Genomic DNA, 13,905 nt, shown 5'->3' with positions numbered 1-13,905 from the left:
GACCCCGGCAGATACCGGGGTCTCGCGGTGCCTCCCGGCCCCGAGGGGCCGGTCGAACCGGGTTCCTTAGTGGAACTGGTTCATGGTGTTGTCTTTACCCGAGGCTTTCAGAGCGGCTTCGCCAGCGAAGTACTCTTTGTGGTTGTCGCCGATGTCCGAGCCAGCCATGTTCTGGTGCTTGACGCAGGCGATGCCCTGACGCAGTTCCTGACGCTGCACGCCCTTCACGTAGGCCAGCATGCCCTGGTCGGCGAAGTAGCCCTTGGCCAGGTTGTCGGTGGACAGCGCGGCGGTGTGGTAGGTCGGCAGGGTGATCAGGTGGTGGAAGATGCCGGCGTGGGCCGAGCCGTCGCGCTGGAAGGTGCGGATCTTCTCGTCGGCGATCTGGGCCAGTTCGGTCTCGTCGTACTCGACGCTCATCAGCTGGGCGCGGTCGTAGGCGGAAACGTCCTTGCCTTCGGCGACGAACGCATCGAACACCTGCTGGCGGAAGTTCAGGGTCCAGTTGAACGACGGGCTGTTGTTGTACACCAGCTTGGCGTTCGGGATGGCCTGGCGGATGCGGTCAACCATGCTCTTGATCTGGCCAACGTGCGGCTTCTCGGTTTCGATCCACAGCAGGTCTGCGCCGTTCTGCAGCGAGGTGATGCAGTCCAGGACGCAGCGGTCTTCGCCGGTGCCCTTGCGGAACTGGAACAGGTTGGAAGCCAGGCGCTTCGGACGCAGCAGCTTGCCGCCGCGGTTGATCACCACGTCGCCGTTCTGCAGCTCGGCAGCGGAGATTTCTTCGCAGTCCAGGAAGGCGTTGTACTGGTCGCCCAGGTCGCCCGGCTCGCGGGTAACGGCGATCTGCTTGGTCAGGCCGGCGCCCAGGGAGTCGGTACGGGCGACGATCACGCCGTCGTCGATGCCCAGTTCGAGGAATGCGTAGCGAACGGCGTTGATCTTGGCGAGGAAGTCTTCGTGCGGAACGGTCACTTTACCGTCCTGGTGGCCGCACTGCTTCTCGTCGGAAACCTGGTTCTCGATCTGGATGCAGCAGGCGCCGGCTTCGATCATCTTCTTGGCCAGCAGGTAGGTGGCCTCGGCGTTGCCGAAACCGGCGTCGATGTCGGCGATGATCGGTACGACGTGGGTTTCGAAGCTGTCGATCTGAGCCTGTACTTCGGCTTCCTTGGCCTTGTCGCCGGCGGCGCGAGCGGAGTCCAGGGCGGTGAACAGCTGGTCCAGTTCGCGGGCGTCAGCCTGGCGCAGGAAGGTGTAGAGCTCTTCGATCAGGCCGGAGACGGCGGTCTTCTCGTGCATCGATTGGTCCGGCAGCGGGCCGAAGTCGGAGCGCAGGGCAGCGACCATCCAGCCGGACAGGTAGAGGTAGCGCTTGTTGGTGGTCTTCAGGTGCTTCTTGATGGAGATCATCTTCTGCTGGCCGATGAAGCCGTGCCAGCAACCCAGGGACTGGGTGTAGACGGAAGCGTCCGCATCGTACTCAGCCATGTCCTTGCGCATGATGGCTGCGGTGTACTTGGCGATATCCAGACCGGTCTTGAAGCGGTTCTGGACGCGCATGCGGGCAGCGTATTCGGGGTTGATCGCGCTCCAGCTGTTGCCGTTCTTCTCTTTCAGCGCGGCGACTGCTTTGATCTCGTTCTGATATGCGGACATGGCCAATCCTTCAAAAGAATGTGTTTGGTTGAGCACCGACTACCCACATAAAACCGCACCTGAACGGTAATGACTGCGGGTTGCTCGCCGCGGGATGGCGAAGGCGCGACCGAAAGAAGGAGTGACGCTGTGAGGATGGGGTGGCGCGGCGTACAGACAGATGACTGCAGCGGTGACATCCAGAATCGCTTGCCGGCTCGTGGTTGCCGTTGGGCGATGGTGGACGGCTGAATCCGTCATTCGTGCTGTTGCGTTGGTTGCTTCCCCGTCCCTCAGGACAACTTCTTGCCAGTCGCAACCTCGTCGATCCGCCTTGTGGGCTTAACAACACGGACCGGCACGGCAGGTATGCCGCTGGCGCGATCCGGAGGGCTTCAGGCCCTCTGGTTAGCGGGAGCGAGGCCATCATGCACGTTCAAACGAGCGTTCGTCAAACGTTTTGTAGTGTTTTTTTTGGACTACTACACGAAGGTCTAAAGAGAACCGGAGAGTCATCTTCGGAGGGGTTAGTCGAGGACTTCGACTTTCACCCGCAGGCTGCTGTCGTTGCGGCCCTGGGTGCTGTACTGGCGGGCGAAGCCGCTCTGGGTGCTCTGGTTGCTTTCGCTGACGCCACCGATCTCGATCCACTGACCGAGCGGGCCGCTGACGCTGGTTTCGGTCGCGCTGGTGTTCATCGAGCCCTGGTAGTTGCCGTTGAAGCGGTCGTTGCGGGTGCTGAGGGTGATGTGCACCAGGTTGCCGGTGAGGCTGGCGGTCACGTACATGCCCTGGTTGGCGTCGCGGTACTCGGTCTGGCTGTAGACCTGGCCGTAAGGCCCGATGCCGGCATTGGTGACCGGCATGCTCTGGCCCACCTGGATGAACGCCGGCGAGCCTTCGGTGGTGCGCACCTGCTGGGTGCCGCCGCCGCGGCTGTTGGTGGAGCGGTTGATGATGCGCACCTGGTCGCGGCCGTTCACTTCGCCGCGGCCACTCTGGATTTCCACGTTGCCGGCGCTGACCGAGCCGTTCACCGAGTAGCCGCTCTGGCTGGTCTGGCTGCCGTCGCTGGTGTCGACGCTGATGAGCAACTGGTGGGGGCGGGTATCCAGTTGGTTGAGTACCTGCTGCAGTTCGCGGATCTTCTCCTGCTCGGCATTCACTATCAGTTGGTTGCCGTGGGCGGTGACGCGGCCCTCGTTGCCCAGCACCGACTGCGCCACCGGCAGCACGTCTGCAGCGGTGCGGTAGTTGAGCGGAATGACTTCGGTGCGCGGCGCCGCGATGGCCGCCAGGCTGAATCCGCAGGCGAGGAGCAGGGCGATGGGCTGTCGGGTCAAATCAGGAAGCTCCGCAGGTTCGGGTCGAGGAGGCTGGTGTTCCAGGTCTGTTCGAACTGCGCCAGCAACTGGCGGGCGCGGCCCGGATTGTTGTAGTACACGTAGCCGGCATAGTCGCCCGGCTCGGGGCGCAGCAGCAGGCCGCAGTCATCGGCCAGCAGGAAGGCGTGCTCTTCGCTCGGGTAGTCCGGGTTGATCCGGCGGATCTGGCAGTAGCTGGACAGGCGCCGGCTGAGATTGAGCAGGCGATGGCCTTCCTTCACCGCGCGGGAGCTGTCGCGCACCAGGATCATCAGGCGATTGCGTGGGTTGTCCAGCAGCAGTCGGGTGCAGGCGTCCTGGAAGCTGCTGTGGTGGTACAGCCAGGGTTCCAGGTCGGGGGTGTAGAGGTGGAGCGTGCGCTGCGCCTGCTGCATCAGCGCCAGGGCGTGGGCGCGGGCCTCTTCGGGCTTGCTGAATCGGTGCAACTGGTCGTTCCCGCCGAGGCGGAACGGCGCGGGCTCCAGGGCCTCGGGCGGCAGTGCTTCGCTGGGCGGGTTGTGGATGGTGAAACGTCCCGGGGACTGAAACTCGATGTCCGGCAGTTCCACCGGGAGGTCGTCTTGTTCCGGGACGTTTTCCATCTCAAGCCTCAGTCGCTTTCGCGCACCATGTCCACGTGGGGGAGGCCGGCGTCGAGGAATTCGCCACTGGCCACCTTGAAGCCTAGCCGTTCGTAGAAGGGAATGGCGTAGACCTGGGCGGTCAGCAACTGGCGCTTCAGCCCCTGGCGTTCGGCTTCCTCGATGGCGGCGCGCATGAGTTGGTCACCGACCTTCAGGCCGCGCCAGTCCTTGAGGACCGACACCCGGCCGATATGCCCGTCCGGCAGGAGGCGGGCGGTGCCGATGGCGTAGTCGCCTTCGAAGGCCAGGAAGTGCACGGCCTCGACATCCTCGGCGTCCCATTCGAGTTCCGGCGGGACCGATTGCTCGGCGATGAACACGGCCTCGCGAATGCGCCGCAGATCGGCATTATCCTTCTGCCAGTCCGCCACGCGAACCCTGATCTTGCTACTCATCGGCGAACTCCAGGCTGCCCTGTTTGATCAGTTCTCCGACGAGCTTACGCCCATCCTCATCGGCCAGCCATTGACCGAGATTGCCGTCGTGCAGCGATTCCGCCGAGCAGATCAGCTTGAGCATCTCGCGCAGCTTTTCCGGCAGCACCACGGTCTGGCCGCTGGCGAACAGCAGCAGGCCGACGTCCACTTCGCTCCAGGCCATGCGCGCGCTGGGGTTGCGGATCAGCACCGCGCCGCCTTCGATGGCGCCGGCCAGTTCGGCGTCGTCGATTTCCTCGCCGACGACCAGTTCCGGGTAGCGCGGCTCGGTCATGAACTGGCCGAACCAGGTGAGCAGCAGGCGTTCGTCGCTCATGTGTTCCTGCAGCAGGCCCTTCAGGCGGTCGAGGGCGTCGCGCTGGATCTTGTGCTGGTCTTCGTCGCCTTTCACGGCGCTCATGCCGGCGTCGCTGTAGCGCTCCTCGTCGGAGAGGAACTGGGCGAGGAAGTCGGTGAAGTGGGTCAGCACTTCGGCGGCGCTGGGGGCGCGGAAGCCGACCGAGTAGGTCATGCAGTCGTCCTCGGCGATGCCGAAGTGGGCGACGCGCGGCGGCAGGTAGAGCATGTCGCCGGGCTCCAGCACCCATTCGGCGCTCTCTTCGAATTCGGCGAGGATGCGCAGGTCGGCGTGAGGCAGCATCGGGCTGCTGGCGTCGCAGGTCTGGCCGACCTTCCAGCGGCGGTGGCCATGACCCTGGAGGAGGAACACGTCGTAGTTGTCGAAGTGCGGGCCTACGCCGCCGCCGGGCGCGGCGTAGCTGATCATCACGTCATCGATGCGCCAGCTGGGCAGGAACTTGAAGTGCTCCAGCAGTTCGGCGACTTCCGGGATGAACTGGTCGACGGCCTGCACCAGCAGGGTCCAGTCGCGCTCGGGCAGCTCCTTGAAGGTTTCTTCCTTGAACGGGCCGCGGCGCAGCTCCCAGGGGCTGTTGCCGTGTTCGACGACGATGCGCGACTCGATCATCTCTTCCAGGGCCAGGCCGGCCAGTTCGTCAGGCTCCAGCGGGCTCTTGAAGCCCGGGATGGCCTGGCGCACCAGCAGCGGTTTCTTCTGCCAGTAGTCGCGGAGGAATTCTTCGGCGCTGATGCCGCCCAAAAGCTGAAGAGGAATAGCAGGATTCATGGTTAAGTCCTTGAAATAAAAACGCCCGGCACAGCCGGGCGTGCAAGGTCGGGGCGATTCTCAGATGCGCTTGGCCTGGGCGGCGGCGTTACCGATGTAGTTCGCGGGAGTCAGTTTCTTCAGCTCGGCCTTGGCTTCGGCGGGCATGTCGAGGCCGTCGATGAACACCTGCAGGGCTTCGGCGCTGATGCCTTTGCCGCGGGTCAGCTCCTTGAGCTTCTCGTAGGGGTTCTCGATGCCGTAGCGGCGCATGACGGTCTGCACCGGCTCGGCCAGGACTTCCCAGCAGGCGTCCAGGTCATCGGCGATGCGCGCGGCGTTCAGTTCCAGCTTGCTGATGCCCTTGAGGCTGGCCTCGTAGGCGATGACGCTGTGGGCGAAGCCGACGCCCAGGTTGCGCAGCACGGTGGAGTCGGTCAGGTCACGCTGCCAGCGGGAGATCGGCAGCTTGCTGGCCAGGTGCTGGAACAGCGCGTTGGCGATGCCGAGGTTGCCTTCGGAGTTCTCGAAGTCGATCGGGTTGACCTTGTGCGGCATGGTCGAGGAGCCGATCTCGCCGGCGATGGTCTTCTGCTTGAAGTAGCCCAGGGAGATGTAGCCCCAGACGTCGCGGTCGAAGTCGATGAGGATGGTGTTGAAGCGCGCGATGGCGTCGAACAGCTCGGCGATGTAGTCGTGCGGCTCGATCTGGGTGGTGTAGGGGTTCCAGTTCAGGCCCAGGTCGCCTTCGATGAATTCGCGGGCGTTGGCTTCCCAGTCGACCTGCGGGTAGGCGGACAGGTGGGCGTTGTAGTTGCCCACGGCGCCGTTGATCTTGCCGAGCAGCTCGACCGAGGCGACCTGCTTGATCTGGCGCTCCAGGCGGTAGACGACGTTGGCCAGTTCCTTGCCCAGGGTGGTCGGGGAGGCCGGCTGGCCGTGGGTGCGCGAGAGCATCGGCACGTCGGCGAATTTCACCGCCAGCTCGCGGATCGACTCGGCGATCCGGCGCATCAGCGGCAGCAGCACGGTGTCGCGGCCTTCGCGCAGCATCAGGGCGTGGGACAGGTTGTTGATGTCCTCGGAGGTGCAGGCGAAGTGGATGAATTCGCTGACCTTGGCCAGTTCCGGCAGCTTGGCGGCCTGTTCCTTGAGCAGGTACTCCACGGCTTTCACGTCGTGGTTGGTGGTGCGCTCGATGTCCTTGATGCGCTGCGCGTGCTCGAGCTGGAAGTCATCGGCCAGCTGGTTGAGCAGGGCGTTGGCCTCGGCGGAGAAGGGCGCCACTTCGGGGATGCCGTCGTGGGCGGCGAGGCGCTGCAACCAGCGAACCTCCACCAGGACGCGGAAACGGATCAGGCCGTATTCGCTGAAGATCGGACGCAGGGCGCTGGTTCTGCTGCCGTAACGGCCGTCAACGGGGGAAACCGCGGTAAGGGAGGAAAGCTGCATGGGGCGTTCTCGTGGCTGGGGGTCAACGAAAAGGGCGCACATCATACACGAAAGCGGCGCTCAGGTCGCCTTTGCGGCGACCGGCAGAGCGTGTTTCAGCCGCGCAGCAGGGGGCGCAGTTCGTTGAGCATTTTCCGTCGGGCGAACAGCATCTGCCAGCGGTTGCCGCCGAGCTGCCGCCACAGGCGCGCGGAGCGGATGCCGGCCAGCAGCAGGGCGCGGATGCGCGCGGCGTTGGCGTTGATCTGCAGGTAGCGCATGTCGCCGTGCACCTGGATGCGCTGGCGGAAGGTGCTCAGGGTGTCCTGGTAGAGGCCGGCGCAGGAGGCGATGACGTTCTCGTGGACCAGGCCGAAGTGCTGCACCTGCTGCTGGATCTGGTCCAGGCGGCTGCCCATCAGGTCGAGCATGTCGTCGCGCTTGTTCAGCTGACGCTCCAGGCCGATCAGCGACAGGGCATAGCGCAGCGGCTCGCGCTGCAGGCTGTTGGGGTCGCGTTCAAGCGCGCTGAGCAGGGCGCGGAAGCCTTCGCGCAGGTTGCCGGTGTCGCCGCCGTAGACGTCGAGGGTGGTCTTCGGGTCACGCACCAGCAGGCTGCCGAGCATGCAGCCCAGCGGCGCCTCGGGGATCTGCCCGGTGCGGGCGAGGCGGTCTACCAGGGCGGCGGATTCGAAGACGCCGGAAAGGGCGATGATCTGGTCGTGCAGATCGCTCATGCGGATTCCTTAGCGAACGCGGGTTCGGCGGATTCGATGACGCCGCCGCCGAGGCAGATTTCACCGTCGTAGAAGACCACGGACTGGCCAGGGGTGACGGCGCGCTGCGGCTGGTCGAACACGGCGCGGTAGCCGTTCTCGGTGCGTTCCAGCACACAGTCCTGGTCGGCCTGGCGGTAGCGCACCTTGGCGCGCAGGGCGCGGGGCCGGGCGAGGTCGACGGGGTTGACCCAGTAGATGCGCGAGGCGTGCAGGGCGCGGGAGAACAGCCACGGGTGGTCGTTGCCCTGGCCGACGATCAGGACGTTGCGCGCCAGGTCCTTCTCCAGCACGTACCAAGGGCTGTCGTCGGCGTTCTTCAGGCCGCCGATGCCCAGGCCCTGGCGCTGGCCGATGGTGTGGTACATCAGGCCGACATGCTTGCCGATGACCTTGCCGTCGGTGGTCTCGATGTCGCCCGGCTGGGCCGGCAGGTACTGCTTGAGGAAGTCGCTGAAGCGGCGCTCGCCGATGAAGCAGATGCCGGTGGAATCCTTCTTCTTCGCCGTGGCCAGACCGTATTTCTCGGCGATGGCGCGGACTTCGGGCTTTTCCAGTTCGCCCACCGGGAACAGGGTCTTGCCGATCTGCTCGCCGCCCACGGCGTGGAGGAAGTAGCTCTGGTCCTTGTTCGGGTCCAGGCCCTTGAGCAGTTCGCTGCGGCCGTCGATGTCGCGGCGGCGCACGTAGTGGCCGGTGGCGATCAGGTCGGCGCCCAGGGCGATGGCATAGTCGAGGAAGGCTTTGAACTTGATCTCGCGGTTGCAGAGGATGTCCGGGTTCGGCGTGCGGCCGGCCTTGTATTCGGCGAGGAAGTGCTCGAAGACGTTGTCCCAGTATTCCGCGGCGAAGTTGGCGGTGTGCAGCTTGATGCCGATGCGCTCGCAGACGGCCTGGGCGTCCGCCAGGTCGGTCATGGCGGTGCAGTACTCGGTGCCGTCGTCCTCTTCCCAGTTCTTCATGAACAGGCCTTCCACCTGGTAGCCCTGTTCCTTGAGCAGCAGGGCGGAGACGGAAGAGTCCACGCCGCCGGACATGCCGACGATGACGCGGGTGTTCTGGGGGCTTTTCAGCGAAGAAGGGGACGAATCAGACATGGTGGCGCATCACGGGTACAGGTAAAGGCGGGGATTCTACCAGAGCCGGGCGGTTCGGGCGCGGGTGACGGCTCAGGTGCGAATCAGGCCGAGCGGGAAGCGTTCGCCTTCCAGGTAGTCGTCGATGCAGCGCAGCACCAGGTGGCTGCGCCAGCGTTCCGGCTGCGCGGCCAGTTCGTCGCGGGTCATCCAGCGGGCGCCGAGGATGCCGTCGTCCAGCGCGCGCTCGGGGTGGTGGCGCAGGGGGCGGGCTGCGAAGCACACGCGCTGGTAGGTCACACCGTTGCTGGGGGCGGTGTAGAGGTAGATGCCGGTGACGGCGGTCAGCTCCACGTCCCAGCCGGTTTCTTCCAGGGTTTCGCGCAGGGCGGCCTCGAGCAGGCTTTCGTTGGCCTCCAGGTGGCCAGCGGGCTGGTTGAAGACCTGCTTCCTGTCGGCGGACAGTTCTTCCACCAGCAGGAAGCGGCCCTGGTCTTCGACGATGGTGGCGACGGTGACGTGTGCTAGCCAGCGCATGCTTGTTGTCCCTTGAGTGAAAGGCGCGAGTTTAACGTCGCGGGGCGCAGAAAGCAGAACCCCCGGGAGGGCCCGGGGGTTCTGGTCTTGCCTGGAGTGGCTTACGCCAGTGCGTCGATCGCGGCGTTGAAGGTCGCGCTCGGGCGCATGACCTGGGCGGTCAGCTCCTGGTTGGAACGGTAGTAGCCGCCGATGTCGGCCGGCTTGCCCTGGACGCCGTTCAGTTCGGCGATGATGGTCGCTTCCTGCTCGGTCAGGGTCTTGGCCAGCGGAGCGAAGTGGGCCTTCAGCTCGGCATCGTCGTTCTGCGCGGCCAGGGCCTGGGCCCAGTACATGGCCAGGTAGAAGTGGCTGCCGCGGTTGTCGATCTCGCCGACCTTGCGCGACGGCGACTTGTTGTTGTCCAGCAGCTTGCCGGTGGCTTCGTCGAGGGTCTTGCTCAGGACCTTGGCCTTGGCGTTGTCGGTCTTGATGCCTTCATCCTCGAAGGAGACGGCCAGGGCCAGGAACTCGCCCAGGGAATCCCAGCGCAGGTAGTTCTCTTCCAGCAGTTGCTGCACGTGCTTGGGAGCCGAACCGCCGGCGCCGGTTTCGTACATGCCGCCGCCGGCCATCAGCGGAACGATGGAGAGCATCTTGGCCGAGGTGCCCAGTTCCATGATCGGGAACAGGTCGGTCAGGTAGTCGCGCAGGATGTTGCCGGTCACCGAGATGGTGTCCAGGCCGCGGATCTGGCGCTCCATGCTGGTGCGGATGGCTTCGTTGTAGCCCTGCATGCTGATGTCCAGGCCGGTCAGGTCGTAGTCCTTCAGGTACAGCTCGACCTTCTTGCGCAGCTCGTTGTCGTGGGCGCGCTCCGGGTCCAGCCAGAAGATGGCCGGGGTGTTGGACTGGCGGGCGCGGGTGACGGCCAGCTTGACCCAGTCGCGGATCGGGGCGTCCTTGGTCTGGCAGGCGCGCCAGATGTCGCCGGCCTGCACTTCGTGCTGCATCAGTACCTTGCCGTCGGCGTCGACCACGCGCATGGTGCCGTCGGCATCCATCTCGAAGGTCTTGTCGTGGGAGCCGTATTCCTCGGCCTTCTGCGCCATCAGGCCGACGTTCGGCACGCTGCCCATGGTGGTCGGGTCGAAGGCGCCGTTGGTCTTGCAGAAGTTGATCATCTCCTGGTACATGCGGGCGTAGGTGCTTTCCGGCATCACGGCCTTGGTGTCTTTCTGCTTGCCGTCCTTGCCCCACATCTGGCCGGAGTTGCGGATCATGGCCGGCATGGAGGCGTCGACGATCACGTCGCTGGGGATGTGCAGGTTGGTGATGCCCTTGACCGAGTCGACCATCGCCATTTCCGGACGGTGGCTGTACACCTCGTGGATGTCGTGGAGGATTTCTTCCTGCTGCGAGGCCGGCAGCGACTTGATCTTGTCGTAGACGCTGGAGATGCCGTTGTTCGGGTTCACGCCCAGCTCGTCGAACAGCTTGCCGTACTTCTCGAAGACGTCCTTGTAGTAGACGGTCACGGCATGGCCGAAGACGATCGGGTGGGAGATCTTCATCATGGTGGCCTTGACGTGCAGGGACCACATGACGCCGGTTTCCTTGCAGTCCTGCAGGGTCTTCTCGAAGAAGGCGCGCAGCTTGCTGCAGCTCATGAACATGCTGTCGAGGACTTCGCCTTCCTGCATCTTCAGGGTCTTCTTGACCTCGACCTTGCCGTCCTTGCCGACGAACTCGAGACGTACGTCACCGGCTTTCGGAAGGGTGACCGACTGCTCGCTGGAGAAGAAGTCGCCGCCGCGCATGTAGTCGGCGTGGGAGCGCGAAGCCATGCTCCACTTGCCCATGCTGTGCGGGTGCTTGCGGGCGTAGGCCTTGACCGCGGCCGGGGCGCGGCGGTCGGAGTTGCCTTCGCGCAGGACCGGGTTCACGGCGCTGCCCAGGACCTTGGCGTAGCGGGCACGGGTGTCGTTCTCTTCGTCGCTCTGCGGGTCTTCCGGGAAGTCGGGAATGGCGTAGCCCAGTTTCTGCAGTTCGGCGATGGCGCCCTTGAGCTGCGGTACCGACGCGGAGATGTTCGGCAGCTTGATGATGTTGGCTTCGGGAGCGGTGGCCAACTGGGCCAGGTAGGTCAGGTCGTCTGCGATGGACTTGTCGCCGAGCTTGTCGGCGAAGGTTGCCAGGATGCGGCCGGCAAGAGAGATGTCGCGGGTTTCTACGTCGATGCCGGCGGAGGCGGCGAACGCTTTTACGATGGGAAGAAGCGAATAGGTGGCAAGGGCGGGTGCTTCGTCGGTGAAGGTGTAGGTGATCTTCGAGCGGATGGACATCTCGTTTTAACTCTCTTCTTTGCTGGGCGCGCACAGAGTCTCGAAATGCGTTGGTATACGCTCGCGTTCAACAGCCGTTGAGACGACTTTCGAGAATTGCCGCGGGGATATTGGGGCGCCAGTAGAGCGTTGTACGGCGGGATCCTGGTGAGGACGTGCGCCGCTGCGAGGGGGGAGAGCCTGGTCCCAGACTGCTCGGACCTCGATGACCATTAAGTCATGCGGCGCAGTATACCACCCTAAAGGCGGGGTGATGCGCGCGCCGTTTTTAGACTAAGGAAGATGTAGTTCGATCACCGTCTTGTGGGCTACCCTAATGGGCTGCAAGAGGGTTTCAACCACAACGCGGAGTTCAGCATGGGATACCAAAAGATCCAGGTGCCGGCCGGTGACAAAATCACCGTCAACGCCGACATGTCCTTGAATGTACCGAAGAACCCGATCATCCCGTTCATCGAGGGTGATGGCATTGGCGTCGACATCAGCCCTGTCATGATCAAGGTCGTCGACGCGGCCGTTGAGAAGGCCTACAAGGGCGAGCGCAAGATCGCCTGGATGGAAGTCTATGCCGGCGAGAAGGCCACCCAGGTCTACGACCAGGACACCTGGCTGCCCCAGGAGACCCTGGATGCCGTTCGCGACTATGTCGTCTCCATCAAGGGCCCGCTGACCACCCCGGTCGGTGGTGGTATCCGTTCGCTGAACGTGGCGATGCGCCAGCAGCTCGATCTCTATGTCTGCCTGCGACCGGTGCGCTGGTTCGAAGGCGTGCCCAGCCCGGTGAAGAAGCCTGGCGACGTGGACATGGTGATCTTCCGCGAGAACTCCGAAGACATCTACGCCGGCGTCGAGTGGAAGGCCGGCACCCCCGAGGCCCAGAAGATCATCAAGTTCCTCACCGAGGAAATGGGCGTCAAGAAGATCCGCTTCACCGAAAACTGCGGCATCGGCATCAAGCCGGTTTCCCAGGAAGGTACCAAGCGCCTGGTGCGCAAGGCCCTGCAATACGCCGTGGACAATGATCGCAGCTCCGTGACCATCGTCCACAAAGGCAACATCATGAAATTCACCGAGGGCGCGTTCAAGGACTGGGGCTACGAAATCGCCCGCGACGAGTTCGGCGCCCAGCTGCTCGACGGCGGCCCGTGGATGCAGTTCAAGAACCCCGTCACCGGCAAGAACATCGTGGTGAAGGACGTGATCGCCGACGCCATGCTGCAGCAGATCCTGCTGCGCCCGGCCGAATACGACGTGATCGCCACCCTGAACCTGAACGGCGATTACCTCTCCGACGCCCTGGCGGCGGAGGTGGGTGGCATCGGCATCGCGCCGGGGGCTAACCTGTCGGACTCGGTCGCCATGTTCGAGGCGACCCACGGCACCGCGCCCAAGTATGCGGGGCTGGACAAGGTGAACCCGGGGTCGGTGATCCTGTCGGCCGAGATGATGCTGCGCCACCTGGGCTGGCCGGAAGCGGCCGATCTGATCATCAAGGGCGTGAACGGCGCCATCGCGGCCAAGACTGTCACCTACGACTTCGAGCGTCTGATGGATGGCGCCCGGCTGCTGTCCTGTTCGGAGTTCGGCGACGCGATCATCGCCAAGATGTAATCCGGGTGAAGCGCCCATGAAAAAAGGCCGGCTGATGCCGGCCTTCTTCATTCTGCTGATCCGGGAGGATCAGGCCTCTGCCGTGATGTTCTGGAGCTCGCTGCTCGGGGCAGTCTGGGCGGAGGAGGTGGATGCGCTGGCGTTGATGGGTTGAATGTTAACCGCATGCAACCCCTTCGGACCTTGCAGGATCTCGAAGCTGACGGGTTGGCCGGCCTTGAGTGTCTTGTAGCCATCCATCTGGATAGCCGAGTAATGAGCGAACAGGTCCTCATCTCGGCCTTCAGCCAGGATGAATCCATAGCCCTTGGCGTTGTTGAACCACTTGACCTTACCGCTGAGCATGCTGATATCCCTCTGCAAAGGACTCCATCGCTGGAGTATCATCCACTACTATTCCGCTGCAGCCTTTATGGAGGCTGGCGTCCGGAACTCCTGATACCCTCCGGGGGGTATCCTTTGGTTGTAACACCCTTTTGCCGTTAGTCAAGGCGGCGCCGCCTGGGCCTGGGAGGCGATTCAAACTCCGCTCGGCCCCCTCATTCACTCACTCGCAAAGCTTTCATTCCAGCATGCATGCAAGTAGCCAGATTCGACTAACATTCAATCAGGACCGCCCGGATCCATTGGAAGACGAAGGGACGGGGCTCGCGGTCGAGGAATCCAAGCCCGCACTGAAGCCGCCGCCCATGTATCGGGTCATCATGTTCAACGATGATTACACCCCGATGGATTTCGTGGTCGAGGTGCTCGAGTTGTACTTCAGCATGAACCGCGAACAGGCAACCAAGGTCATGTTGACCGTGCATACTCAAGGCAAGGCGAATTGCGGGAGCTTTACCCGTGATGTCGCTGAAACCAAAGCCATGCAGGTCAATCAATATGCGAGGGAGAGCCAACATCCACTGTTGTGCGAAATAGAGAAAGAAGGTTGATGCGGATGTTTGGGAGCGAGGTGA

Annotated in this window: 13 protein-coding genes; 2 read left to right on the top strand and 11 right to left on the bottom strand. The window is 63.7% G+C overall.

The genetic code is table 11. The features are described 5' to 3' along the window. Positions 1-66: 66 nt before the first annotated feature. The 10 genes from AC3B6A_RS15610 to AC3B6A_RS15565 form a co-directional block, all read right to left on the bottom strand. A complete protein-coding gene (locus AC3B6A_RS15610) occupies positions 67-1,662 on the bottom strand; it encodes an isocitrate lyase (RefSeq protein WP_488398118.1) in 1,596 nt (531 codons plus the stop codon). 506 nt (positions 1,663-2,168) lie between these two features. Continuing rightward, positions 2,169-2,984: a secretin N-terminal domain-containing protein gene (locus tag AC3B6A_RS15605; protein WP_488398117.1), complete on the bottom strand. Its 816-nt coding sequence runs from the start codon at positions 2,982-2,984 to the stop codon at positions 2,169-2,171. Next, entirely contained in the window at positions 2,981-3,607 is a 627-nt protein-coding gene (locus AC3B6A_RS15600; protein ID WP_488398116.1) for a DUF7931 domain-containing protein, read from the bottom strand. The genes AC3B6A_RS15605 and AC3B6A_RS15600 overlap by 4 nt, the downstream gene beginning before the upstream one ends. 8 nt (positions 3,608-3,615) lie before the next feature. Next, positions 3,616-4,044: a GNAT family N-acetyltransferase gene (locus tag AC3B6A_RS15595; protein WP_015477471.1), complete on the bottom strand. Its 429-nt coding sequence runs from the start codon at positions 4,042-4,044 to the stop codon at positions 3,616-3,618. Continuing rightward, positions 4,037-5,212, bottom strand: a complete 1,176-nt coding sequence (locus AC3B6A_RS15590; RefSeq protein WP_488398115.1) for a ribosomal protein uL16 3-hydroxylase — start codon at positions 5,210-5,212, stop codon at positions 4,037-4,039. The genes AC3B6A_RS15595 and AC3B6A_RS15590 overlap by 8 nt, the downstream gene beginning before the upstream one ends. Before the next feature lie 60 nt (positions 5,213-5,272). Next, positions 5,273-6,643 carry an adenylosuccinate lyase gene (purB, locus tag AC3B6A_RS15585; RefSeq protein ID WP_488398114.1) on the bottom strand — a complete coding sequence of 457 codons (1,371 nt, stop codon included), beginning with the start codon at positions 6,641-6,643 and terminating at the stop codon, positions 5,273-5,275. A gap of 95 nt (positions 6,644-6,738) precedes the next feature. Continuing rightward, positions 6,739-7,359, bottom strand: a complete 621-nt coding sequence (gene hflD, locus AC3B6A_RS15580) for a high frequency lysogenization protein HflD (RefSeq protein ID WP_488398113.1) — start codon at positions 7,357-7,359, stop codon at positions 6,739-6,741. After that, the gene (gene mnmA, locus AC3B6A_RS15575; RefSeq protein WP_488398112.1) at positions 7,356-8,495 is read right to left on the bottom strand and encodes a tRNA 2-thiouridine(34) synthase MnmA; all 1,140 of its coding nucleotides are present in this window, start codon (positions 8,493-8,495) and stop codon (positions 7,356-7,358) included. The genes hflD and mnmA overlap by 4 nt, the downstream gene beginning before the upstream one ends. A gap of 72 nt (positions 8,496-8,567) precedes the next feature. After that, a complete protein-coding gene (locus AC3B6A_RS15570) occupies positions 8,568-9,011 on the bottom strand; it encodes an NUDIX hydrolase (RefSeq protein ID WP_488398111.1) in 444 nt (147 codons plus the stop codon). A 101-nt stretch (positions 9,012-9,112) separates the two neighbouring features. Then, positions 9,113-11,335 (bottom strand): NADP-dependent isocitrate dehydrogenase, encoded by a 2,223-nt coding sequence (locus AC3B6A_RS15565; RefSeq protein ID WP_488398110.1) that lies wholly within the window; start codon positions 11,333-11,335, stop codon positions 9,113-9,115. A 357-nt stretch (positions 11,336-11,692) separates the two neighbouring features. Here AC3B6A_RS15565 and icd point away from each other — a divergent pair, with 357 nt between their 5' ends. Beyond that, the gene (gene icd, locus AC3B6A_RS15560) at positions 11,693-12,946 is read left to right on the top strand and encodes an NADP-dependent isocitrate dehydrogenase (RefSeq protein WP_488398109.1); all 1,254 of its coding nucleotides are present in this window, start codon (positions 11,693-11,695) and stop codon (positions 12,944-12,946) included. Between the two features lie 69 nt (positions 12,947-13,015). Here the strand turns inward: icd and cspD are convergent, their stop codons facing one another. Next, entirely contained in the window at positions 13,016-13,291 is a 276-nt protein-coding gene (gene cspD, locus AC3B6A_RS15555; protein WP_488398108.1) for a cold shock domain-containing protein CspD, read from the bottom strand. A 227-nt stretch (positions 13,292-13,518) separates the two neighbouring features. Between cspD and clpS the strand changes: the two genes are divergently transcribed. Further along, positions 13,519-13,881: an ATP-dependent Clp protease adapter ClpS gene (clpS, locus tag AC3B6A_RS15550; protein WP_488398107.1), complete on the top strand. Its 363-nt coding sequence runs from the start codon at positions 13,519-13,521 to the stop codon at positions 13,879-13,881. The last annotated feature ends 24 nt before the right edge of the window (positions 13,882-13,905 follow it).

The organism is Pseudomonas sp. B12(2026) (assembly GCF_057767015.1).
This window is presented reverse-complemented; position numbering and strand designations above follow the sequence as displayed.